The 22,708-nt window shown below is 72.7% G+C and carries 20 protein-coding genes and 1 pseudogene; 7 read left to right on the top strand and 14 right to left on the bottom strand.

Annotated elements, in window-relative coordinates:
- Window positions 1-87 precede the first annotated feature (87 nt).
- The 6 genes and pseudogenes from ACFVWY_RS11440 to ACFVWY_RS11415 form a co-directional block, all read right to left on the bottom strand.
- Window positions 88-1,344, bottom strand: coding sequence for an MFS transporter (locus ACFVWY_RS11440; RefSeq protein ID WP_389869928.1), 1,257 nt, complete (start codon window positions 1,342-1,344; stop codon window positions 88-90).
- 14 nt (window positions 1,345-1,358) lie between these two features.
- Complete coding sequence (locus ACFVWY_RS11435) at window positions 1,359-2,726, bottom strand: GH1 family beta-glucosidase (protein WP_389869925.1); 1,368 nt, start codon at window positions 2,724-2,726, stop codon at window positions 1,359-1,361.
- 372 nt (window positions 2,727-3,098) lie between these two features.
- Window positions 3,099-3,514 (bottom strand): annotated as a pseudogene (locus tag ACFVWY_RS11430) (hypothetical protein).
- A 320-nt stretch (window positions 3,515-3,834) separates the two neighbouring features.
- Window positions 3,835-4,560: a restriction endonuclease gene (locus tag ACFVWY_RS11425; protein ID WP_389869922.1), complete on the bottom strand. Its 726-nt coding sequence runs from the start codon at window positions 4,558-4,560 to the stop codon at window positions 3,835-3,837.
- Entirely contained in the window at window positions 4,557-4,766 is a 210-nt protein-coding gene (locus tag ACFVWY_RS11420) for a hypothetical protein (RefSeq protein ID WP_389869920.1), read from the bottom strand. Before ACFVWY_RS11420 ends, ACFVWY_RS11425 begins: the two co-directional genes overlap by 4 nt.
- Window positions 4,767-5,040: 274 nt before the next feature.
- Entirely contained in the window at window positions 5,041-5,577 is a 537-nt protein-coding gene (locus ACFVWY_RS11415; protein WP_389869917.1) for a CGNR zinc finger domain-containing protein, read from the bottom strand.
- Between the two features lie 99 nt (window positions 5,578-5,676).
- On the opposite strand from ACFVWY_RS11415, the gene ACFVWY_RS11410 reads away from it, so the two are divergent.
- Window positions 5,677-7,251, top strand: coding sequence for an FAD-dependent monooxygenase (locus ACFVWY_RS11410; RefSeq protein ID WP_389869914.1), 1,575 nt, complete (start codon window positions 5,677-5,679; stop codon window positions 7,249-7,251).
- A gap of 208 nt (window positions 7,252-7,459) precedes the next feature.
- Here the strand turns inward: ACFVWY_RS11410 and ACFVWY_RS11405 are convergent, their stop codons facing one another.
- Window positions 7,460-8,518, bottom strand: a complete 1,059-nt coding sequence (locus ACFVWY_RS11405; protein WP_389869910.1) for an AI-2E family transporter — start codon at window positions 8,516-8,518, stop codon at window positions 7,460-7,462.
- Window positions 8,519-9,001: 483 nt separating this feature from the next.
- Between ACFVWY_RS11405 and ACFVWY_RS11400 the strand changes: the two genes are divergently transcribed.
- Entirely contained in the window at window positions 9,002-9,157 is a 156-nt protein-coding gene (locus ACFVWY_RS11400; protein WP_283850580.1) for a DUF6131 family protein, read from the top strand.
- 323 nt (window positions 9,158-9,480) lie between these two features.
- Here the strand turns inward: ACFVWY_RS11400 and ACFVWY_RS11395 are convergent, their stop codons facing one another.
- The 3 genes from ACFVWY_RS11395 to ACFVWY_RS11385 form a co-directional block, all read right to left on the bottom strand.
- On the bottom strand, window positions 9,481-10,080 hold the full coding sequence (locus ACFVWY_RS11395; protein ID WP_389869907.1) for a GPP34 family phosphoprotein: 600 nt from the start codon (window positions 10,078-10,080) through the stop codon (window positions 9,481-9,483).
- A 254-nt stretch (window positions 10,081-10,334) separates the two neighbouring features.
- A complete protein-coding gene (locus ACFVWY_RS11390) occupies window positions 10,335-11,042 on the bottom strand; it encodes a B3/4 domain-containing protein (RefSeq protein WP_389869904.1) in 708 nt (235 codons plus the stop codon).
- A gap of 36 nt (window positions 11,043-11,078) precedes the next feature.
- Complete coding sequence (locus tag ACFVWY_RS11385) at window positions 11,079-11,915, bottom strand: EamA family transporter (RefSeq protein WP_389869901.1); 837 nt, start codon at window positions 11,913-11,915, stop codon at window positions 11,079-11,081.
- Between the two features lie 114 nt (window positions 11,916-12,029).
- Between ACFVWY_RS11385 and ACFVWY_RS11380 the strand changes: the two genes are divergently transcribed.
- On the top strand, window positions 12,030-12,605 hold the full coding sequence (locus ACFVWY_RS11380) for a helix-turn-helix domain-containing protein (protein WP_389869899.1): 576 nt from the start codon (window positions 12,030-12,032) through the stop codon (window positions 12,603-12,605).
- Between the two features lie 55 nt (window positions 12,606-12,660).
- On the opposite strand, the gene ACFVWY_RS11375 is transcribed toward ACFVWY_RS11380, so the two are convergent.
- Window positions 12,661-13,098: a DUF6083 domain-containing protein gene (locus ACFVWY_RS11375; RefSeq protein WP_389869898.1), complete on the bottom strand. Its 438-nt coding sequence runs from the start codon at window positions 13,096-13,098 to the stop codon at window positions 12,661-12,663.
- Between the two features lie 262 nt (window positions 13,099-13,360).
- Between ACFVWY_RS11375 and ACFVWY_RS11370 the strand changes: the two genes are divergently transcribed.
- A complete protein-coding gene (locus ACFVWY_RS11370; RefSeq protein ID WP_389869896.1) occupies window positions 13,361-14,353 on the top strand; it encodes an alpha/beta fold hydrolase in 993 nt (330 codons plus the stop codon).
- Between the two features lie 401 nt (window positions 14,354-14,754).
- On the top strand, window positions 14,755-17,013 hold the full coding sequence (locus ACFVWY_RS11365; RefSeq protein WP_389869893.1) for a serine/threonine-protein kinase: 2,259 nt from the start codon (window positions 14,755-14,757) through the stop codon (window positions 17,011-17,013).
- Window positions 17,014-17,126: 113 nt separating this feature from the next.
- Here the strand turns inward: ACFVWY_RS11365 and ACFVWY_RS11360 are convergent, their stop codons facing one another.
- Window positions 17,127-17,570: a MarR family winged helix-turn-helix transcriptional regulator gene (locus ACFVWY_RS11360; protein WP_389869891.1), complete on the bottom strand. Its 444-nt coding sequence runs from the start codon at window positions 17,568-17,570 to the stop codon at window positions 17,127-17,129.
- 94 nt (window positions 17,571-17,664) lie between these two features.
- Between ACFVWY_RS11360 and ACFVWY_RS11355 the strand changes: the two genes are divergently transcribed.
- Window positions 17,665-18,006, top strand: coding sequence for a DoxX family protein (locus ACFVWY_RS11355; protein ID WP_389869889.1), 342 nt, complete (start codon window positions 17,665-17,667; stop codon window positions 18,004-18,006).
- A 119-nt stretch (window positions 18,007-18,125) separates the two neighbouring features.
- Here the strand turns inward: ACFVWY_RS11355 and ACFVWY_RS11350 are convergent, their stop codons facing one another.
- Window positions 18,126-19,688, bottom strand: coding sequence for a mucoidy inhibitor MuiA family protein (locus ACFVWY_RS11350; protein WP_389869886.1), 1,563 nt, complete (start codon window positions 19,686-19,688; stop codon window positions 18,126-18,128).
- Window positions 19,689-19,695: 7 nt separating this feature from the next.
- Window positions 19,696-21,624, bottom strand: coding sequence for a DUF4139 domain-containing protein (locus ACFVWY_RS11345; protein WP_389869883.1), 1,929 nt, complete (start codon window positions 21,622-21,624; stop codon window positions 19,696-19,698).
- A 308-nt stretch (window positions 21,625-21,932) separates the two neighbouring features.
- Here ACFVWY_RS11345 and ACFVWY_RS11340 point away from each other — a divergent pair, with 308 nt between their 5' ends.
- Window positions 21,933-22,706, top strand: a complete 774-nt coding sequence (locus ACFVWY_RS11340) for an SGNH/GDSL hydrolase family protein (protein WP_389869881.1) — start codon at window positions 21,933-21,935, stop codon at window positions 22,704-22,706.
- The last annotated feature ends 2 nt before the right edge of the window (window positions 22,707-22,708 follow it).

The raw sequence follows: 22,708 nt of genomic DNA, 5'->3' as shown, positions 1-22,708 counted from the left end.
GTCGCTTGAACGGCAGGCCGGTTGACGTCCCGTCGGGTATCGGAACCGGATGGCCCGCACCGGCGGATCCGTCCCTGCGGGCCATCGTCAGGCCACGCTGCGGATGCGGTTCACGAGGAGGCCGCCGATGAGGGTGACCAGGGCCGTGGTGGTGTAGAGGCCGGTGTAGCCGCCGAGGTGGGTGATGATCGGCGCGGCGAGGGCGGGGGCGAGCACTTGCGGGCCGGAGTTGGCGATGTTGATGACGCCGAGGTCCTTGGCGCGGTCGGCGGCCTTGGGCAGGACTTGGGTGACCAGGGCCTGATCGACCGCGAGGTAGACACCATAGCCCGCGCCGAGGACGGCCGCGGCGGCGAGGGCGGACGGCCAGGTGTGGAACAGGGCGAGCATGACCGCTGCCGCGGCCATGACCAGCGAGCAGAGGACGACGAAGACCTTGCGGCGCCCGACGCGGTCGGACAGGACCCCGGCGGGGACGGCCGTGAGCGCGGCGCAGAGGGTGTAGACCACCGTGAGGATCAGTACGCCGGTGCCGGGATCGCCGTAGTGGACGGAGTCGGAGAGGAAGTAGAACAGGTAGAGGGTGCCGAGGGCGTTGCCCAGGTTGATCAGGAATCGGGTGAGCCAGGCCCAGCCGAAGTCGGGGTGCCGACGGGGGCTCACCCAGAGCGAGCGCGCGAAGGTACGGGCGTCGAGGGCGGGGCGCAGCGCCCGGGGGAGGGGCGGCTCGCGGTGGCGCAGTACGAAGGGGAGCGCGAGCGAGACGGTGAGTACGGCGAGGACCGCGTAGCCGGAGCGGACGCCAGTGATCAGCTGAGTCGTGATCAGCGCGCCGAGGACGAGGCCGAAGGACTGCATGAGGCCGGTCCAGCCGGAGACCTGGGCGCGCTGGGTGAGCGGTACGCGGTCGGCGATCGGGGTGGTGACCCCGGCCAGCATCGCGTTGAGACCTGCCTGCGCGAGGCACCAGCCGAGGGCGACCCCGGCCACGGTCTGCTGGGAGGCGGTGACCGACAGGCCCGCCGCCCCGGCGAGGGCACCGCCGAGGATCCAGGGCCGACGGCGGCCGAACCGGCTCGTGGTGCGGTCCGACCACGCACCGGCGAGCGGGTTGGCCAGGACCGCGACGAGCGCGCCGAGGCCGGTGACGAGCGAGAGCGCGTCGTTCTTGCCGTGCGGGTCGATCTGCTCCAGCTGAAGCGGCAGCAGGATCTGGATGGGTGTCATGAACGCCATGAAGACGGCGAGCGTGGCCAGTGAGAGGTTCGCCGTCCAGCCGGTCCTGACCGGGACGGTGGGCTCGGCGAAGACGGCGGCGGCATCCGCCGCGGCGGCGTGTGGCATGACGGCTCCGTTGCTCAGGACCGCTGGGAGGCAATCAGGTCGCGGTACCACTCGAAGCTCGCCCGGGGCGTGCGGCGGCAGGTGTCGAAGTCGACCTCGACCAGGCCGAAGCGCTGGTGGTAGCCCTCGGCCCACTCGAAGTTGTCGAGCAGTGACCAGGTGAAGTAGCCGCGTACGTCCACCCCGAGGGATACGGCGCGGGCGACCGCGGTGATGTGTCCGGCGAGGTATTCGATGCGCGCGGGGTCGTGCAGCCCGGCTGGCTGCGAGCAGCCGTTCTCGGTGATCCACACGGGCGGAAGACCGTCCCCGTAGCGGTCCTTGAGGCCGGTGAGCAGCTCCGTCAGTCCGTCGGGGACCACCGGCCAGTCGAACGCGGTTCGCTCGTACGGCTCCGCGGGCTCGGCCAGGTCGAAGGGGAGCGCGGCGGCGGGATCGGCTGGGGCGGTCACCCAGGTGGGGTTGTAGTAGTTGACGCCCAGTCCGTCCAGCGGAGCGGAAATCGTGGCGAGATCGCCGTCACGCACCACTCCTCCCCACTGTCCGTCGGCCATGCCGTAGGCCGAGAGGTCGGGATAACTCCCGGTCAGGACAGGGTCGTTGAAGAGACGGTTGTGCAGGATGTCATACGCGTGGGCTGCCGCCACGTCCTTGTCCCGCCGGGCGTCGGGGAGCATGCGGACGGGCGTGCAGTTGTTGGCGATCAGTACCTGCCCGTCCGGCACGGTGGCCCGCAGCGCGGCGGTCGCGAGTCCGTGGCCGAGCAGCTGGTGATGCGCGACGGGAAGTGCGTCCAGCATCAGTGCGTGGCCCGGGGCGTGGACACCGAAGCCGTAGCCGAAGGACATGTGGATGAAGGGCTCGTTCAGGGTGATCCATCGCTTCACGCGGTCGCCCAGGCGCTCCGCGACCACGGCCGCGTACGCGGCGAACCGGTGGGCCGTCTCGCGGTTCAGCCACCCGCCCTTGTCCTCCAGGGCCTGCGGCAGGTCCCAGTGGAAGAGGGTGGGCGTGGGTTCGATCCCGGCGTCGAGCAGCGCGTCGACCAGGCGGTCGTAGAAGTCCAGTCCGCGCGGCTCGACCCTGTCGGCGCCGGTCGGCAGGACGCGGGGCCAGGAGACCGAGAAGCGGTACGCGTCGAGTCCGAGCTGGCGCATCAGTGTGACGTCCTCGTCGAACCTGCGGTGGTGGTCGCAGGCGATGTCGCCGGTGTGGCCGTCGCGTACGGCACCGGGACGCCGTACGAACGTGTCCCAGACGGACGCTCCCTTGCCGTCCTCGTCGGCCGCGCCCTCGATCTGGTACGCGGCGGTCGAGGCGCCCCAGGTGAAGCCGGCCGGGAGCCGGGGGATCCGGGTGGCATCGGTGGATCTCGTCGTCACTGGCGCCTGCCTTCGCTGGTGATTGCGCGAGTTGCCCAGGTTCGGCCGCCCGCGCGTGGCTGAGGGGATGGTGCCGTTGGCCGCTCTCCGCGCCCTGACGGCACCCTGGGGGACGGTTGTTCGTGACCGGGTACGCCGTCCGAGGTGGGCCGCACCGTAACATGAACGAGAGTTCATGTTCTATGGGTCGGGCCTGGCCGCGACTCCGGTCGGCCCGGGAACCCGCTGAAGCGGACGAGGGGGCTGGACACGGTGGGGCGCCACCTGTGCGTCGGTGGTGCCGCACCGCATTTCGGCTGCGAGGGTCGTTCGCCGTCGGTATGGGCCGTGCTGTGCACGGTACTTGCAGTCCCCGTCCGGCCGTGTGCGAGATCAGTCCTCGCGGCTCGTCGCGGCGACCGTTACGCCAGGACCGGCCCTCGCGCGTCCGCTGACTCCGCCGACTTTGCCGACCAGGGAGAGTCGCTGGGGGTGAGCGGGCGAACCAGTTCCGTGCGGTTGCCGCTGCCTGCCCCCGTACGCGGGCGATGGCCACGCCATGATGTTGAAGACCATGACGAGCGGCGTCAGTTGGGCCATGAGGCGCCCTTGCCCGCGGTCAACGAACTGCGGCGGCACGGCGGCGGCGAGCACGCAGGCGCCCAGCGGCTTCCCGAGACGGTGGTCAGCGCGGCACAGCGGTCCTGTTCCAGCGTGCGGCCCACTACGAACAGCGCGCTCGGCCCCGGAACCACGATCAGCGAGAACGGCATCGCAGCGACAGCGGGCAAGTGGTCAGAGGGCACCATGAACCACGGATAGGCGCAGGCGGAGGAATCCCCTCAGTCCGTCTTTCCCGGGCGGAAAAGGGCGCTCCGGCTCGGCTCCTGTCTCGCGCCGGGGTGGCAACATCCCTTGAAACCAACGGTGTTCACGTGTCTGGGGAGCGGGGCAGCGGGTGGGCGCGGCAGAGCCTGGCGAGCCGACGCGCGGGGGAGGCCCGCGGCTTCTGCCCAGGACGGGAGGCGGCGCCTCGGGATCGCGTCCGTGTTCGTCCGGACGGCCCAAGTGCCGCATCCCGCATCCCGCATCCCGCGTGGCCGCGTCGGCCGACCGGGTGGGCGGCCTGTCAGGAAAGGGGGGCCGGTCCACGGGGCGGCGGGACGGCCCGGAGCAGTTCCCACAGGGGGCGCGAGCCGGCCGCCCATACGCCGAGGGTGTGACGGTCGACGACGTGGAGGCGCTGCTGTCCGGCGAAGGTGACAGCGGGGGCGGTGACGCGGCCGTTGGTGACGATCACTGCGACATCGGCGCCGTGGACGGGGCGCGCGGTGCCGTTGAGGACCTGGAAGTCGGGGGTTCCGACGGCGGAGCCCGCGAGACCCTTGCTGCGGTGTTTGCACTGGATGACCCAGCGGCGTCCGTAGGGATCGGTGGCCTTCACATCGGCTCCCAGGTCGCCGCCGCCACCGACGCGGGTCGCGTCCCGGCAGCCGTCACGGTGCATCAGTTCGCGGACCGCCTCCTCGAACCGGGTGTGGTGCAAGGCGTCCAGCTGGGCCAGTCCGTAGCGCAGGCCGTGTGTGCGGGCCGCTTCCCATCGTGCCCGCTGCTGCTTCTGGTGGAGCCAGAAGCAGCCGGCCAGACCGGCGAGAACTCCGAGGGTGACCAGGACCCACCAGTGGGCCAGCAGCCAGTTGACGACGGCGACCACCACGGCGAACGCCAGGGCCGTGGCCGCGAGAAGTCCGGACAGCTTCTCCCGCGCCCGCTGCCGTTGACGCTTGCCGGGCCTGCGGGGGCGTCGGCGTGCCGGGCGCCCGGCCGCGACGGCCCGGCGTCGGCGGGGGCTCACCGGCTGGCCTGCGTGACGCCGCTGGCCAACTGCCCCAGAAAGCTGAGGATTCCCTGGCCGACCGGGGTCGGGGCCAGCAGGAGGCCCAGTGCCAGGACTATGACGACGGTCATCCTCTCGTCGAAACGGCTGCGTGCGTGCACGCGTCGACGCAAGCGCAGGATCACGACGATGGTGAGCAGCACCGCCACATTGATGGTCAGCAACCGTTCCGACCTCCCCACTGACCGGCCGTCAGCACGCTGGGCAGGCATGCGACTACCCGGACTCCATGTGTAGCCGGGTCGCTTGGATCTTGAGGGTGGGATATCGCCGAATGGCACGAAGTCATCGGAACCGGCCGGATATGCGCGGTGGCGGATCGGCGGTCGATGTGCTGCGTCCGTCGACGGCTTCGGGTGCCGGGGTGCGCCGTCGTGGCGGCCGACGCTCCGTGGCGGTCCACGACGCGGACGAAGGTGTTGGCGCGGATCGCGCGGATCAATGGCTCCGGTCGCGGTGGGCGGCGACTCGGACCCGGGTTCCGCAGCGGGTCGAGCAGTAGCGCTGCGGGGTGCGGCGCCCCGTGTCGATGAAGTAGCGGTCGCATCCGGGTGCGGCGCAGCGGCCCCACGCGCAGTAGCCGCGTTCGCTGAGCCACAGGGCCAGGGCCAGTGCGGCGGTGGACAGCAGCCACGGGGCCGGGCGCGCGTCGTGGGGGGCCGGGGCGTGGAGCGACCAGCGGCGTTCCGGCAGCCGGACGAGCCGAGGCCGGGCGGGGTACCGGTCGAGCAGGGCGTTGATCGCCCCGGCGGCGCTGTCCTCGTCCTTGATGTCCAGGATGCGGGTGATGGCCGCCGCGGCCTCCCGTACTTCACCGGCGGTGGTGCTGGTCAGCCGCAGGGGCGGGCCGCCGTGCGCCTTCACCAGGGCTTCGAGCCCTTCCGGTGTGGCTCCGGACCCGTCCTGTACGGCGTTGACCAGATCGGTCAGGAAGTACAGGCCGCGCGGGTTGTCATCGGCGAACTGCTGGTCCATGGGCTTCTCCCGCTTCGGTGGGACGGCGTCCCCGTCATGCTAACGTCTAAATTCAATTTAGACGTTACCTCGTTAGCCGTGCAGGAGAAGGAGGCTCGCGTGACCGAGTCACACACATCCGTGCTGATCGTCGGAGGCGGACCGGCCGGTCTGGCTCTGTCCTGTCTGCTGTCGGGTTACGGGGTGGACCACGTCCTGATCGAGGCCCACCCCGCTGTCTCCCGCCACCCCAAGGCCCGGGGTGTCTGCGCCCGGTCCATGGAGATCTTCCGGCGCATCGGGCTGGAGAGCGCGGTCCGTGCCGCGGGACTGCCCTCCGGACAGGTCCGCTTCTACCGGGGCCGCGACCTGGTCGATCCCGACTACGTCCGCACCGGCCCCCCTCAGGAGCCCGGCGAGGGCCCTGAGCACACACCGTCACCGGGTCTCATCTGTTCCCAGGACGTCCTGGAGCCCCTGCTGCTGCGGCGTGCCGAAGAACTGGCGGGCTCCCGGGTCAGGTTCGGCGCCCGTCTGGACTCCTTCGCCGACGACGGGCTCGGCGTACAGGCCGTCATCGAGGAACGGGCGACCGGTCGCCGGTACTGTCTGCGGGCGGACTGGCTCGTCGGCTGCGACGGCGCCGCGAGTACCGTGCGCGAGGGTGCCGGGATCTCGATGGAGGGCCCCACCGGTCTGGGCCGGTACCTCAGTGTCCGGTTCGAGGCGCCGCTGGGACGGGTGGTGGCCGACCGCGCCAGCGCCTCGTACTTCCTCACCGTCCCCGGGCGAGGAGGATTCATGGCCGTCGACAACGACAGCCACTGGATCTACCAGTACCCGCTCGGCGCTGACCCGGCAGCGGACCCGGCCGACCACCGGTTCCTGGCCGGTCTCGTCCGCACGGCGGCCGGTATCCCGGACCTGGACGTGACGATCCACGACACGATGACCTGGCGCATGGACGCACAACTCGCCGACTCCTACCATCACTCACGCGTCCTGCTGGCGGGCGACGCGGCCCATGTCATCCCGCCGACCGGCGGACACGGCATGAACACCGGCATCGGTGACACCGACAACCTCGCCTGGAAACTCGCCGCGGTCGTCTCCGGACACGCCGCCGAAGCCCTCCTGGACACCTACGGGACCGAGCGGCGGCCCGTCGCACGCCAGGTCATCGACATCTCCATGGCCAACGCGGCCAACCCGAGCGGCTACCGCATCGACGACGAACTCCTCCTGACCGCCGCCTACCGCTCCGCCGCGGTCATCCCGGCCCCGGTGGCGGATGACGGTCACCCCGGCGCCCTTGACGCGACCGGCTACCGGCCCGGCTGCCGGCCGGGAGAGCGCCTGCCCCACGTACGCCTCACCGAGGGCCCCGCGCACGTGACATCGACCCTCGATCTCGTCGGTCCGGACTTCACGCTGGTCGCGGCCGACGACGCCCCGCAGTGGCGGCCGCAGGCCGAGGCCGTGCGGCAGGCGGGCATCCCCCTCACCCTCCGTACCGTCCGCACCGCCGCGCAGCGTGAGGCCGAGGCCGGACCGTGGGCACGCCTGACCGGTGCCGAGCACGCGGACGTGGCGCTCCTGGTGCGCCCCGATGGGCACATCGCCTGGCGCGGCACCTGCCCGGCGGACCTGTCGACTCTCCCGGCCCTCGTGAGACGGGTACGCGCGGCGTCGTGACGTCCGCCGGAACCGGTCCGGCCGACACGGCCGGGCCGTGCGGACGGGAGCGAACGGAACCGTCCCCTCCCGGAGATGGTGTGGTCAGGGGCGGCGTCACGCTGTGGCCCCGCCCCTGTGACGCGGAGGCGGGCGGCCCTGCCGCCGTTCAGCCTTCTCGGCACGGGCCGACCGCCGCGCCAGGCGAGGGGCTGGTGTGCCGTACCGCTCACCCACCCGTACCGCTCGCACCGCCCGCGGACTCGGCTTCCCGGCGCAGGGACTGCCGGACCGACCAGGCGACCGACACGAGCGGTACGGCCACCACCGCGCCCAGCACCCCGGCCGCGATGGCGCCGCCGATCACCGAGAGCGCGACCACGACCGGGTGCAGCCGGACGGCCCAGCTCATCACGAGCGGGTGCAGGAGGTGGCCCTCGATCTGGCCGATGACCACGATCAGCGCGATGACGACCGCCGCCACGACCGGGCCTTTCGCCGCCAGTGCCACCACGGTGGCGACCGCGAGGGCGATCGGTGAGCCGATCAGCGGAATGAAGGCGGCGAAGAACTCCAGCAGGGCCAGGGGAAGGGCCAGCGGCACCCCGAGGGCGAACAGGGCAAGTCCCACGAGCACGGCGTTGGTCGCCGCCACCACGATGATGCCGTGCGTGTACCCGGTGAAAGTCCGCCAGGCCGCCCGTCCCGCTACCGACACCCCGTCCCGGGCCTTCTCCGGCAGTTGGCCGCAGAACCAGTGCCACTGCCGATCACCCGAATGGATGAAGAAGACCGAGCAGAACAACGCGAGAACCAGGACCGTCACCACTTCCACCAGCCGCCCCAGCCCGCTGACGGCCGTGCTGACGACAGTGGAACGATGACGGGACAGGAACTGTCCGATGCGGGACTGGATATCGTCGAGCGTCTCGCGGCCGAGCCGGAACGGCGGCCCCTCCAGCCACTGCTCGATCCTGCCGAGCCCTTCGCTGAACTCCCTCTCCAGCACGCTCTGTTCTCCGGCGACGGCCTCGCCGACGAGGCTCAGCACACCGAGAACGAGGACGATACTGCCGATCAGCGCCATGGCGACGGCGAGCGGTCGCGGCATCCGGCGAGCCAGCAGGTTCGCGACCGGCTCCAGCACCGCGGTGACGACCAGTCCGAGGAAGACGGCCGCGGCCACCTCGTGGAACCGTCCCAGCACGGCGAAGACCGCGTACACGACCGCTCCGACGGCGAGGATCCGCCAGGCGTAGGCGGCGGCTGTCCGCAGCGCGGGGTTCACCCGGAGCTCGTTCCCGTACTGCGGACGGGCCGACGCCTGCCGCCGCGCTCCCCGGCTCCGGGAGCCGGGACGGGCCATGCGCCGCCGTAGCAGCTGACGTGACGCGGCGGGGGTCCGGCGCCGTCTTTGCCGCGGGTCGGACGGGACGCCGGAATCCGCGTGGTCAGGCTGCGGGTGTGAGGGCCTGGGCATTCCCTGCTGGTACCAGAAGGGGCCGCGTCAACCCGGCACCGCGCGGCGACATGCTCGGGATGTCACCCCCGCGGGCGGAGCCGGGTACGGCGCACGGGGCGATCACGTTCGTACGCGCCGAAACGGTCCCGGCCGTCCCCTCGGCACCGGGCGGCGCACATCGGGGAAGGCCGCGAGCTCCGTCCGGCTCGCGCGGACCAGCGCTACTGTTCCTTGATTTTGTGGGCAGTTGCCCAAAGAGCTCATGAGGCACAGAGTGAAAGAGGAGCACACACGAGATCGGAGCGTGTTGTGATCATTCTGGGAGTCATCCTGCTCGTCATCGGTTTCGTGACCGGAATTTCCATCCTGTGGACCATCGGGATCATCCTGGCCGTCATCGGTCTGATCCTGTGGATCCTGGGCGGGATGGGACACGCGGTCGCGGGGCGAAGACACTACTGGTAGGGCGCTCGGGTGACGGTTTAGGCCGCCTTGACCGGCACGTCACCGACGACGTCCGCCGAACCACCACTGGGCACGGACGGGCCGACACCGGCCGACGTGCCCAGAAGGGCGTCGGTCACCTGATGACGGGGCATGGGCGGGGGCGGCTGCCCCGTCCGGCAGGAGACCAGGAGACGCAGGAGGCCGGGGCCGTCGGCGCCTGCGCCCGGAGGGCGATCCGCCCGCCGGGCCGTCTCGGTGCGCGAGGGCCCGGCGCGAACTCGTCCTCGCGGGAGGCCGGTGTCAGGCCGTCAGGGGCATGCGGCCCGGAGGGCGGGTTCGGCTCACGGCCCGCGCCAGAGGTTGGCGAAGGCCGCGTTCTCGATGTTCCGCCTCTGGCGTACGGCCTCCAGCTCCATCACCGCGTCGTGGACGGCGGCCACCACGGTCGTCACCGCCTCGTCGTCGAGGCCGGTCTCCTCGTCGGACCGTTCGTCGTCGATGCCCACGACCGAGACGAGAGCGGCCAGGACGGGTTCCTTCTCCTTCCAGCGGTCGGCCGCGCGGCGGCGCGCGGGCGTATCGGCCAGCTCCACGCGTTCCGGGCCGAAGGACAGTCGGCCGCTGCGCCGCGGCTGGAGCTCACCGCTCTCCTCCAGGCCGGCCTGGTACGCGGCCGCGAGGTCTTCACCCCGGCGCCACAGCCAGTCCTCGATCCGCTCGTAGGGCGCCTGCCGGGTGAGCCCTGCCGCGGCCTCGGCCAGGAACCGGTCGTCCGGCGTCGGCGGCTCACCCGGAACGACGCGGTCTCCGTCCACGGCGATCGCCCCCGCACCGATGAGATCGACCAGCTCGGCTCCCGCGAGCGCGAGGGACAGATCGCCCTGCCCCACGGAGTGCTCCAGGTCCATGACGATGATGAAAAGGTCCTTCGCCGTGGTCATGAACGGCTCCCCTCGGAGATGTCGGCAAAGACGCGCCCACCGGCCGGGCCCGCGTCCGGGGCTGGCCCCGGCGGCCGGGGTGAGCGTCACGATCAGTATCGCCCCGTCCGGGCGGCCGGAACCCTTTCACGGGGCCGCGGGTCGTTCCGCCGATGGACGAGGGGTCCTTACGGTGCTGGTTCCCCGGTCGCCCCGGTCCGCCTGTCCGCCAGGAGGCGGGAGGCGGTCTCCCCAGGGCGGAGCGGGGGCGGTGGTCAGACGGCGACGCAGGGGTGCGCCGGGCTGAGGCAGTGCACGGTGCTCGTCTCGCAGTGCGGTTCGAGCAGGGTCCGCAAGTCGTCGGCCGCAGCGGTGAGCAGGCGACCGTCACGGGCGGCGTGGAGGGTTTCCAGGAGGAAGGCGACACGGGTGGAGTCCTCGGTGACGCGGGTGCGGTGGGCGTCGCGGTGGTTCCAGTGCCGGGTGAGGACACCGGTGGTGTCGGTGTAGATGATCTCGCCGGGCTTGGGGTGTTCGACGGTGCCGGCCTCGCCGAGCGGGGTGAACGTCTCGTCGCCATCGGCGTAGCGGATCTCGACATCGCCGGTGACATGGTCGAGGTCGAAGGCTCCGGCGGGCAGACCGTGGCCCACGGAGACGGCGTTGTAGGAGTCGACGGCCGGGTTGATCCGGGGCAGGGTGCCCTTCTTGGCGAGGCGGCGGCCCAGGGCGTCGACGCTGGGGCGGACGCGGCGGGGGTTGGTGCCGAAGGAGCGGTAGGCGTCGTGCCATGTCCCGATGCGCGGGTCGTTCTCGTCGGCTGGCTGCCAGGCGCCGCCCGCGAGCCGCCGCTCCAGGTTCTCCACGGCGGCGGTGGTGGCGGGCCAGGGCTCGCCGCCCCGCAGTCCGGTGGCGGTGACGACGGTGATGAGGGTGTCGGGGAAGGCGTCGGCGACGGCGGGGCTGATGCGGAAGGCGGTCATCGGGTCCGTTCCAGGAGGGCGGGCGGGGCTGTGGGTTCAGGTCAGCGCGAGGAGGCCGACGGCGACGGCGGCGGTGCCCAGCCCGACCAGCTGGCCGCGGTGGATCCGCTCGGCGAGGACACCGCGGGCGAGCAGGACGGTGCCGGCCGGGTACAGGGCGGTGATCACGGCGACGACGGCGAGGTCGCCGCTGCGGGCGGCGAGCAGGAACAGCAGGTTGGCCACCGAGTCCAGTGCCCCGGCCGTGGCCGATATCGCGTACGCGGGTTTCTCCGGCCCCAGTCGCCGGCGCAGCAGACCGGCCGCGGTGAGGGTGACCGCGCAGGAGACGACGCGGCCGGTGAGCAGCGGGCCGACACCGCTGTCCGCGGGCGCCTGGTGCAGGAAGACCATCTGCAGGGCGATGGCGGACCCGGCGCCGAAGGCCAGCAGCAGCGCGGTACGCGACGGGCGTCCGCTACCGGACCCGTGCCCGGCGCTGACCAGCACCACCGCTGCCAGCGCCAGCGGCAGGCCGATCAGCCCGGCCGGTCCCAGACGCTCGCCCTGCAGCAGTCCGACACCGACCGGCAGCACCGCCGAGACCAGCGCGGTGAGCGGGGAGAGCACGTTCATCGGGCCGATCGCGAGCGTGCGGTAGAGCAGGGCGAAGACGGCGGCCGAGGCGAAGCCGGACGCCGCGCCCCAGCCGAGGGTGGCAAGGTCGAAGGAAGCGCCGAGAAAGGGCCACAGCAGCAGTTCGACGGTGAGCGAGGCAGGGGCGGCGATCAGCACGGTGCGCAGCACGTGGGCCTTGCGGGCGCCGAGACCTCCGAGGAAGTCGGCGCATCCGTAGGCCAGAGAGCTGCCCAGGGCCAGCAGCAGAGCGATCACGGGCGTATCCCTTAGCATCAGTGAAACGACTGCACCGTACATCGCACCGACCGAACGTTGTCAACCAACCGACCGCGCGGTGCAGTGGGGTGACCCGCCTGCTGGGAGGAAGCGATGGCCGAGACCGAGGCGGCGCTGCGGACGCTCGCGTACAACGTCCGCGCGGCCCGCACCCGTGCCGGGCTGTCCCTGGACGAACTCGGCCGCCGCGCCAAGGTCAGCAAGGGGGCGCTGGTCGCACTGGAGAAGGCCCAGGGCAACCCGAACTTCGCCACCCTGGTCCGTCTCGCCGACACCCTGGGCGTCTCGGTGTCCGCCCTGGTGGAAGGCCGTTACGGGGAACGTGTCCGGGTGGTGAGCGCCGATGCCGTCACGCCGCTGTGGGAGGGGGAGCGCGGGGGCGAGGGCCGGCTCATGCTGACGACCAGCGGCCCGGCGGCCACCGAGGTCTGGTGCTGGACGCTGGAGCCCGGCGAGGAGTACCCGAGCCACCCCCATCAGGCCGGTGTGACCGAAACCGTCAGTGTCACCGCCGGTGAGATGGTGCTTGTGGTCGACGACGCCGCGTACCCGGTCAGGGCGGGGCAGACGGCGGCGTTCGACGGCGATGTCTCCCACGCCTACCGGGGTTCGGGGACCGGGACCTGCCGTCTGATCATGACCGTCCAGCTGCCGCCTGGACCCGCCTGAACGGCGTGCGCCCGGCCACGCCCTGGTGGGCGGGGAACAGCCGGGGTGCTGTCCGTCAGCACGCGTCCGGGAAGTCCCGGAGACCGGGAAGGCCGAACAGGCGCTGTGCCCGGCGGCCGTTCTCCGCGCGCAGCGCCGTTCCCCAGGGCCAGGGCCAGGTGGCGGTGGTGGTGGCGTAGGGGCAGACGAGGTGGTGGACGACGCGGCACAGGGCCCCGGGGGTGGGTTCGGCGTCCCAGGTGTTCCACGCGGTGCCGTCGGTGGCGGTGAGCCACCGGCGGCGGGGCGGCAGTTGGTGGGAGGGCACGGTGATACCGGATTCGAGGAGTACCCAGTGGCCGGGGTAGAGGGTGGGGTACCGGTCCTGCGGGAGTCCGCAGTCCGGGCAGTGGGGCGGTGCGGGTGGTGGGGGCGCGGTGGCACCCTCGCGGAGGGCCTGCAGGTCGTCGTCGGGGCGGGCCGGGCCGGGCGCGGAGTTCTCGGTGTCCCCCATACGCTTCAGGGTCCGGTCGGGCCGACAGGGGCGGTAGGGCACGATCCGGCCGGTACGGGGGTGGCGCGGGGTGCCGGGGAGGCCGCGCGGCGCCCCATGAGGCACACGGCGTCACGGGGGTACTTCGCACCGCAGGCTGAACTGATACCGGTCGTCCCGCGCCTGAGGCTTTGCCAGACCGGCAAGTCCGCTCGCCAGGGGAGAGCGTCGCGCCGCATGATCGGCGTGCAACCGCAGCCGTCAGTGACCCGAGGAGGAGCCCATGCGCCAGCCCGCGCCGTCCGCCGAACTCCGTCATCGCACCATCGAGACCCCCGCCGGGCGGCTGCATCTGGTCGAGCAGGGCGCCGGACCGCTGGTCCTGCTGGTCCACGGCTTCCCCGAGTCCTGGTACTCCTGGCGCCACCAGCTCCCGGTCCTCGCGTCAGCCGGGTACCGGGCCGTCGCGCTCGATGTGCGCGGCTACGGCCGCTCGTCCAAGCCCGCCGGGGTGAACGCCTACCGGATGCTCGATCTGGTGGAGGACAACGTCGCCCTCGTACAGGCTCTGGGCGAGGAGACCGCGGTGGTCATCGGCCACGACTGGGGGGCCAACATCGCGGCGGTCTCCGCTCTGCTCCACCCCGGAACGTTTCGTGCGGTCGGCCTGCTGAGCGTTCCGTACGCCCCGCCGGGCGGCCCCCGTCCCACCAGCATCTTCGGTCAGATGGGCGGCCCCGAGCAGGAGTTCTACGTCTCGTACTTCCAGGAACCGGGCCGCGCCGAGGCGGAGATCGAGCCCGACGTCCGGGGCTGGCTCGCGGGCGTCTACGCGGCGCTGTCCGCCGACACCATGCCCGCCCAGGACGAGCCCGACCCGCACTTCGTGACGCGCGACGGCGGCCGGATGCGCGACCGCTTCCCCACGGGCACGCTCCCCGCCTGGCTGACCGAGGAGGATCTCGACGTGTACGCCGGGGAGTTCGAGCGCACCGGTATGAGCGGGGCCCTCAACCGCTACCGCAGCATGGACCGCGACTGGGAGGACCTCGCCCCGTACCGCGGTGCCCCGGTCAAGCAGCCGTCCCTGTTCATCGGGGGCGCTCTGGACGCCTCCACGACCTGGATGGCCGACGCCGTCGACGCCTACCCGGCCACCCTCCCCGGGCTGACCTCCTGCCACATCCTGGACGGCTGCGGGCACTGGGTTCAGCAGGAACGTCCCGAAGAGGTCAACCGCCTCCTGACCGAATGGCTCGCATCGCTGGGCGGCTGAGTCACCGGACGGGTGTGACGGGGCGCCGGACGGGTGTGACGGGGGCGCTGGTGGGCGACGGCTTGCGCCAGGCGCACGACCGCGCTCACCGCGGCGGCCGGACGCCTCGTCGGTGCCGGTGCGCCGGGAGGCGAAGCCGGGCTCAGGCGCCCGGTGCGCGGGCCGGAGCCAGCGCCCACGAGGGACGCAGGGCTGCGTACCCGGTCCGGCCGACCCGGTCCCCGGGACGGCCGCGAGGGGGGCGAAGTCCGGTGCTCCGCCGCCTCCGGGGCGCTGATGCGCGACCTCTTCGTCACCCACCCGCTTTGCTCTGCTGTACTGACCTGCGGCTAGTTTGTGCACAGGAGAAGTACGCGGGCCCGTGGCGACCGAGCTGCACGGGGGACGGGAGGTCGGGAAGAGTGTCGCTGCGCGGAGGTGATCCGGTCGAGGTCGGCGGCTATCCGCTGGAGGCCCGGCTCGGCTCGGGTGGCATGGGCACGGTCTTTCTGGCCCGTACCAGTTCGGGGCGGCCCGTCGCGATCAAGCTGATCCACCAGCAGTTCGCGGCGGACGACGAGTTCCGCATCCGCTTCCGTCAGGAGGTCGCGGCGGCGAGGCGGGTGAGCGGCGCGTTCACCGCCGCCGTGGTCGACGCCGACCCCGAGGCCGATCAGCCGTGGATGGCGACCGCCTACATCGAGGGGCAGACGCTCACCCAGCACATCGCCATGAAGGGCCCGCTGGACGGGGCGGAGCTCAGGAGGCTGGCCATCGGGCTGGCGGAGGCGCTGCGCGACATCCACCGGGTGGGGGTCGTCCACCGTGACCTGAAGCCCTCGAACGTCGTGCTCTCGCCCGAGGGACCGCGCGTGATCGACTTCGGCATCTCACGTGCCATCGACCAGCAGACGCTGACGATGACCGGGCGGATCATCGGTACGCCGCCGTTCATGTCGCCGGAACAACTGCAGGCGCCGCGCGGTGTGGGACCGCGATCCGATGTCTTCTCGCTGGGCACGCTGCTGGTGTACTCGGCGACGGGCCACGGCCCCTTCGACGCGGACAGCCCCTACATGACGGCGTACCAGGTACTCCACGAGGAACCGTCGCTGGACGCCGTGCCGTCGGCGCTGCGCGCGGTCGTCGAGCTGTGTCTGGACAAGGAACCCGGGCGGCGGCCCTCGGCGGACGAACTCCTCGTGCTGCTGCGGGACCTCCCGGCCGACCTCGGCGGTACCGGCGCGCACGCGGCGGGCGCGGGCCACACCCGCGACGTGAGTACCCAGCACCACCTCGCGGCACCGGCCACTCCGGCACCGGGCGCCCCGGCACCGAATGCCCCGCCCGGACCCGGCACCGGGAACACCGGCACCGCCGCCGCTCTCCGTCCGCGTCGCCGATGGCGTCCCGTGCTCGCGGCGGCGGTCGCGGTCGCGGCGATCGGCGGGGGAGCCGCCGCGCTGACGGTGGCCGGGCTCGGCGAGGACGACGGCGGCAAGGGCGACCGCGTCGCGCCGCCGGCCGTCGCGCCGCCGGCTGTCGCGCTGCCGGACGGCTTCGCGCCGTGGCACACCATCGCGCGGGGCGGCCGTGAGGACGTGCCCGACGAGCTGCGCTGCGTGGCGCACGGCGACGCGGTGTTCTGCGGCGGCGGCAGCGTGGTCGCGACCCGGATCAGCGTGCTGGACGGCTCTTCGGTGTGGACGGTGAAGAGTCCGGGCGTCCCTGTCCAGGGCCTCCACCTGGTGGGCGCCACCGGCGACACGGTGCTCGGCTACCGCGTCGCCGCCGAGGGCGCCCCGCAGGACGCGCCCATCGAGGTGGTGGCCGTCGACGCGGACAGCGGCCGGGAACTGTGGTCCGTACCGTCCGGCGCCCAGTCGCAGGCCGTCACGGGCCGGACCCAGGACGCTCTGGTGACCGGCTCCGCCGTCGTGACGGTCGACGCGTCCAACTCCCGCTTCGAGGCCCGGGACGCGCACAGCGGCAAGGTCGCCTGGACGACGCCGTTCCCCGCGGACACGCAGTGCTCTCCCGTTCCGGCGGGCGCCCGGCTCCTGGCGATGTGCGCCCCGCGGACCGAGGTGGACGCCGTGGAGGTGAGCCACCCCACCCTGCACGTGCTCGACCGCGCCTCGGGGGCACTGGGCAAGGCCATCGCGGTGGACGGCCCCGCCGTGCCGATGGGCGTCGCGGACGGCACCCTCGTACTTCTCCAGGAGCACAGGGCGGGGACGGCTCCGGCCGGGTACGACGCAGTGGTCCGGGTCGACCCGGACTCGGGCAAGGTCACCTACTCCCGGCTGGCCGAGACGTACACGGGGACGCCCGGGATGGCGGACGGCACCCTCTACGTGAGCAGGCAGACCGGTCTTGTCACGGCTGTCGATCCCGCGACCGGCCGGACGAAGTGGTCGCGGCAGTCCGGAGTGGAGGGGGCGTCGGGCCCCGTGGCGGGAGCCGGTGCGCTGTACTTCAGCTCGGCCACCGGCCGGGTGGTCGCGCTGTCACCGCGCGACGGCACGTCTCTGTGGACGACGGACCCGCAGGCCGACGGACTGACGGGCGAGCAGGGCGCGAGCCCGCGCGTGACCGTCGTGGGGCGGGTGGTGGTCGTGGCCGCGGCCCAGAACACGCTCTTCGCGTTCGACACCCAGGAACCGCCGAAGGCGGGCTGATCCGGGCGGCGCCGCCCGGCTGCCGCCTTCCCCGTCAGACCGGCGCCAGCGCCGCCAGCGGCACTGGCCTCAGCACCGGCTGCGCCGCGGCGTCCGGCTGGGCCGGTACGCGGCTACTCGCCGCATTCGTGCGCGGCCGGATCGACCACGACCCGGTCGAGCAGATTCCGCAGCAGGGTCTGCTCGGCCTCGGTGAGATCGCCGAAGAGCTCGCGCTCGGCCTCCTTCACCGCCTCGTCCATGCGCTCCAGGGCCTCTTGGCCGGCCGGAGTGATCTCCACGATGTGACGGCGCCGGTCGGCGGGATCCCGTCGGCGCTCACACAGCCCCGAGGACTCCAGCTCGTTGAGTATCGCGACCAGCTGGCTGGGGTCGACCTCCATCACGGCGGCCAGTTCGCGCTGACTCGTGGCTCCGGGGGCCAGACGCATCAGGGTCATCGCATTGCGCGGGTGCAGCCCGGCGACGCCCAGGGCGGCGCGAATGCGTGCCCCGGTGAGCTCTCCGCGGAGGGAGAGGAGGAATCCGAGCCGTTCGTCCGGGTGCGCAGCTGCCATGGCGTCACCGTAACAGTGACTCCATTGTGGATCGGAGCAAATCGTTGGTAGCCTTCAATAATTATTGCTCACGGATCATTGGAGTCGTTCCATCATGTTCATCGGGTACGTCGTCGTCGCCACGCTGCTCGCGCTGGCCTCCGCAGCCTCAGCCTTCCTCACGTTCACCCGCAATCCGCAGGTCGTGGGCAACATGGCGAAGGTGGGCGTGCCGGATTCCTGGCTGCCCTGGCTCGCCACCGCGAAGAGCGCGGGCGCGCTCGGCCTGCTCGCGGGCCTGGTGGTCGCGCCGCTCGGCATCGCCGCTGCCGCGGGGCTGGTGCTCTACTTCGCCGGAGCCGTGATCACTCACCTGCGGGCCAAGGACTACGCGGTGGCGCCGGTGATCGTGCTCACCCTCATAGCGGCTGCCGCGCTGGTGCTGCGCACGGCGTAGGTGTCGGCCTGGTCCGACGCGCACAGCCTGTTCCGTCCGGGAGGCGTCTCGCCCGTCAAGCCGGGGTGTGAGGGCCCGCCGGGCTTGCGGAGTCCGTCCGACGGCCCCGATGCCACCGCTCAGAGGCCGGTGACCTTGGCGCTCGCCGACAGTTCGTACACCAGGGTGACGGTGCGCCGGCCGCCGGGCGGGAGGGGGACGGCCCAGTGGACGATGCCCTCGGCGTCGACCTTCTCGGGGGCGGGGGAGCAGGCGTCCTCACGCAGGCGGACCTCCACCGCCGAGACCTCGGAGACCGGGACACGCTCGCGGACCATGACGGTTCGCCCGTCCCGCTCGCCGGGGGCCGAGAACCGTGACAGGTGCAGCCGCACGGTGCGGGTGACCACGGTCCGCTGGGTCAGACCGGTGGTGCCCCGGGACTCCTCGGTACGGCGGACCACCCGGTAGTCGTCGCAGCTGCCGAAGGACAGCTCCACCGGGGCGCCGGGGGCGGTGAACTCCAGCGTGCCGCGCCCGGTGAAACCGCTGTCGCGGACCAGGTCCACGGGCCCGGCGAGCAGGGCGTGGCCGGACCGGTTGCCGAACCGGACCACCTGGGTGACCAGTGGCGAAAGCTCCGGCGCGCAGGCGTACTCGGCGGGCGCGGCCGTACGGAACGAGGAGAGCGGCACCCGGTGGGCGCGGCCGTCGCCCGGCACCGAGACCGGTGCCGGGGCCCGCAGGACCCGGGTCTCGCCGCCGTCGTCGACCCCGGGCAGGCCGAGCACCGGGGCGGGGCCCAGGCTCGTGATCTCCTCCTCGCGCAGCTCCACGTCGATGGTGCGGCGCTCGGCCGGGGAACGGTCCGTCAGGGTCAGCCGGTCCTCGCCCAGCCGGGGCGGCCCGGTGGCCAGGGACGAGCGGGCCGTCGACAGGGTCAGCCGCACGTCCGACCAGTCCTCGCCGGTGTGCTGCCAGACCACCGCGTCGGTCTCCAGCGTCAGCGCGTCCCCGTCGAGCACGGCCCGGTAGGCGGGCCGCCACAGCGCGCACGGGGTGAGATGGCTCAGGCGCAGCGTGACCGGCCCGGCCGCCCCGGCCGCCACTGTCAGCTCGATGTGTCCGACCAGCTCGGCCGGTTCCTCCTCGGCCAGCGCCATGGCCTGCCGGGTCTCGGCGAGTTCGGTGGAGAGTGCCGACAGCCTGGCTTCGGTGGCGCGAAGGTGTTCCGCGTGCGTGTCGCGCTGCTCGTCCGCGCGGTCCAGTTCACGGGTCCAGCGGGAGGGCTCGCTCTCCCCGGAACCGGTGCCCTCGCCGATCTCCCGGAGCAGATCGTCGGCGAGCCGGCCGAGGAGCCCGAGGCGGGTACGGAGCCGGTCACGCAGCTGCTCCCGCTCCCGCAGTTCCGTTTCGAGGGCGTGGAGGCGGTGGCGCAGAGCGGAGTCGCCGTCGCCGGGCGGCTGCGGTCCGCGCGGTGTCCATGTACGGACGATCCGTACGTCGAGCACGGTCGCGGCGTGACCTGAGGTGAGTTCGGCATGCAGGGTCCGGTCGACCGCCGCCGCGCCGACCGGGCCGAGACGCAGCCGCTGGACCCCGGCCACCAGGTCCAGTACAGCGGTCCGCTCCACATGGGCGCGGTCCTCCAGACAGGTGACGGCGGTGACGGGAAGGGCGATCGGCTTCGGGTCCGTGGACATGGTGGGCTCAGCTCCTTCGGTTGCCGCCGGCCAGGGACTTGCCGGCCGGGATGCGGATCTCGTAGCCGCCGTCGAGGGCGGCGGTCGCGCCCGCGGCCAGGTCCAGCCGCCAGACGCGGGTGCCCGGGGCGTGCTGCTCGGGCCCGGTGCCGTCCTCGGGCACCGTCCAGTCGGCCCGCTCCTCGACCCGTACATCCGGGTCGGAGGTGACCGGAACCCGCTCGTGGACCTCCACGGTGACCGGTCTCGCGAGCCGGTTGGCCAGCTCCACGTGGACGTGGTGGTCGAGCACCGTGGTGGTGCCGCGCAGGCCCGAGGCCGACTCGCGCAGTTGCGTACGGCGGGTGACGCGGACGGCCTCCGCCGGGCCGAGCCCCACCCGGCGCACCCCGCCCGGGGCGAGCGTGGGCAGCGCGGCGGTCAGCACGAAGTCGTCGTCGACGGTGACCTCCACCGGGCCCGCGAGCAGCGCCTGGCCGGTGGCGTTGGACAGGACCAGGGCCGCGTACACGGTCTGCTCCACGGACGGCACGCAGAGGTGCTCGGTCCGCAGACCGACCGGGATCTCCCCGACGGTGACGGTGTGCCAGGTGCCGTCCGAGGGCACGTCGGCGCGCGCGGCGGCGTCGAAGCGGTGGTCGAAGGAGCCCGCCGACTCGCGGGGCCGCACGGCGTGGCCGGGCAGGGGCAGCGAGGCCACGGTCTCGGCGCGGCGGCGGAACTCGTCTGCCACCGGGTCGAACGGTGCACCGGGAAAGAGCCTGCCCCGGCGGCCGCCCCGCTCGCCGGGGCCGCACAGGACGAGCCCGGCGTAGTCGAGCTCGGTGTCACCCGGCTGCGGTGGGCCCGGTGCCGGGGGCGGGGGCGGCGGTGCGGCCCGGCCGGGTGCCGCGGGCGCGGCACCCCCGGGCGCGGGCGGCATGCTGCGGAAGGCCGCCGGGGGAGCGCCGTATCCCCCGGCCATCGGGGCCCCGGTCGGCGGCGGAGGGGGTGGAGGCGGCGGGGGCGGTACGGGACCGGCCACGGCGACCGCGCTCACGGGCACGCCCGTTGGAGCCGGTACGGGGCCCGCCGCGTCGTAACCGGAGAACAGATCGCTCAGTCCGGCCGGGGGCTCGCGCCAGCCCGAGGGCGCGGGGGCGGGCTGGCCGCGGCCGATCCGCACCGAGCGGAGCCTCGGCAGGCCGGTGCGGCGCCGCAGATCGGCGGTGGCCAGGGCGATGCGCACGTCCGTCCAGTCCTCGCCGGTCCGCTGGGCGACCGAGGCGCGCAGCAGCAGACGGCCACTGTCCTCGTCCTGACGGTGGCTCAGCCGGTACGTCGGCACCCAGACGGCCCCCGGCACCCCGTACTCCAGCTCCACCTCGATTGCGGAGCCCACGTCACCGTCGAGCGTCAGGACCGCGCAGACCGTGGTGTCCAGACGCGGCGAGGGCGCGTCGGTGGAAGCTCGGGCGAGACGGCCGGCAGCCAGATCGAGCCGGTGCTCCGCCTCGCGCACCTCCTCCTCCAGCTCGGCCAGACGGGCGTGCAGGCTTGTCAGCCGCGCGTCGACGAAGTCGGCGAGGGCCAGCCAGGCATCGGCCGCGGTGCGGCGGTGCGGGTCCTCGCGCCTGCGGGCAGGCGGGACGGGGCGCAGTGCGCCGACCTCCTCGATCAGGCCCAGCTGCCGGTCCCGCCGCCCCCGTGCCGCCGCGCACACCTCGGTCAGCCGCTCGACCTCGTGCCGCGGCCCCTCGGGTGCGCCCGCGGCGGACGGCTCGGCTTCGGCCTCCACCCGGGCCGCGGCGACCCGTGTTCCGGAGTCCCCCAGGACCCGGGCCCGCAGCGAGCCGGAATCCAGCGAGCGGGGCAGTCCGGTCACCCGCACCCGGCCGCCGGGCGGCACACTGCCCCGGGCCAGGCGACGGCAGACGGCGCCTCGCGCGTACACCACGACCGAATCGAGGGCCGAACCCCACCTCGGTGGCGAATCCAGCGACTCACGCGACGCAGCCGTCATCCGTCCAGCCCCCCCTGCCGTGTCCATGTTGAGCGCAGCCTACGCCCGGGGCGATCCGCTCGTCCGTGCCGTACCGGGAGGGACGGGAGAAAGCGGTGTCCGTTCGCGCGGGCGTCATCGGGAGTTCTCGATTTTTCCGATGAACGGGTATTCCCGTCGCATTCATCGATGGTATTTCATGGGGGTCGGAAATTTTCTCAATCGGAGAGGGCCCCATGAGATCCCTGAAGATCATTCTCGCTATGGCTTCCGCCTTATTGGCCGGAGCGATATCGGCCGCCCCGGCGCAAGCGGCGGGCGGAAAGTACGTGGCGCTCGGTGACTCCTATGCGGTGGGTGTCGGCACACGGACGTACGACAACTCCGGTGACGCGTGCCGCCGCGGGCCGCTGGCGTACAGCAGGCTCTGGGCGGCCCAGCACACCGGCTACGCCTTCGTCGAGGCGTCGTGTTCCGGTGACACCACCACGGAGATGCTGGCCAACCAGGTGCCCAAGGTGACCGCGGACACCACCCTGGTGACCGTTCAGGTCGGCGGCAACGACGTCGGCTTCGTCGAGGTGCTGAAGAACTGCATCCTCACCATCGACGACAAGGACTGCGTCGCGGGCGTCGATGCCGCCAAGGCCGCCGCGACCGGGTACCTCCCGGGCAAGCTCCAGCAGGTCTACGCCGCGATCCGGGCCCGCGCCCCCCAGGCCCGGGTCGTCGTCGTGGGCTACCCGCGCCTCTACACCATCGGTGGCAGCTGCGGCATCCTCGGGCTGAGCGACAAGGAGCGCACGGCGCTCAACTCGGCGGCCGACACCCTGGCCGCGGTGGAGTCGGCGGCCGCCTCCGCCGCCGGGTTCACCTACCTCGACCCGAGGTCCTCGTTCGACCCCCACACCATCTGCTCGAAGGGGCCCGAATGGGTCACGAGCCTGGAGTGGAGCAAGCTGGACGAGTCCTACCACCCGAACACGGCCGGGCACCGCGACGGGTATCTCGCACTGCTCAACGGTATTACCGGCTGAAT

It is taken from the genome of Streptomyces sp. NPDC058195, from assembly GCF_042883525.1.
Taxonomy (GTDB): domain Bacteria; phylum Actinomycetota; class Actinomycetes; order Streptomycetales; family Streptomycetaceae; genus Streptomyces.
The sequence above is the reverse complement of the archived record's forward strand: the minus strand, read 5'-3'. Positions and strand labels throughout refer to the sequence as shown.

Coding starts and splice junctions, on each gene's coding strand:
- ACFVWY_RS11440 (WP_389869928.1), bottom strand. CDS start 1,344: ATGCCACACGCCGCCGCGGCGGATGCCGCCGCCGTCTTCGCCGAGCCC.
- ACFVWY_RS11415 (WP_389869917.1), bottom strand. CDS start 5,577: ATGGACCAGCAGTTCGCCGATGACAACCCGCGCGGCCTGTACTTCCTG.
- ACFVWY_RS11395 (WP_389869907.1), bottom strand. CDS start 10,080: ATGACCACGGCGAAGGACCTTTTCATCATCGTCATGGACCTGGAGCAC.
- ACFVWY_RS11390 (WP_389869904.1), bottom strand. CDS start 11,042: ATGACCGCCTTCCGCATCAGCCCCGCCGTCGCCGACGCCTTCCCCGAC.
- ACFVWY_RS11380 (WP_389869899.1), top strand. CDS start 12,030: ATGGCCGAGACCGAGGCGGCGCTGCGGACGCTCGCGTACAACGTCCGC.
- ACFVWY_RS11375 (WP_389869898.1), bottom strand. CDS start 13,098: ATGGGGGACACCGAGAACTCCGCGCCCGGCCCGGCCCGCCCCGACGAC.
- ACFVWY_RS11370 (WP_389869896.1), top strand. CDS start 13,361: ATGCGCCAGCCCGCGCCGTCCGCCGAACTCCGTCATCGCACCATCGAG.
- ACFVWY_RS11360 (WP_389869891.1), bottom strand. CDS start 17,570: ATGGCAGCTGCGCACCCGGACGAACGGCTCGGATTCCTCCTCTCCCTC.
- ACFVWY_RS11355 (WP_389869889.1), top strand. CDS start 17,665: ATGTTCATCGGGTACGTCGTCGTCGCCACGCTGCTCGCGCTGGCCTCC.
- ACFVWY_RS11350 (WP_389869886.1), bottom strand. CDS start 19,688: ATGTCCACGGACCCGAAGCCGATCGCCCTTCCCGTCACCGCCGTCACC.
- ACFVWY_RS11340 (WP_389869881.1), top strand. CDS start 21,933: ATGGCTTCCGCCTTATTGGCCGGAGCGATATCGGCCGCCCCGGCGCAA.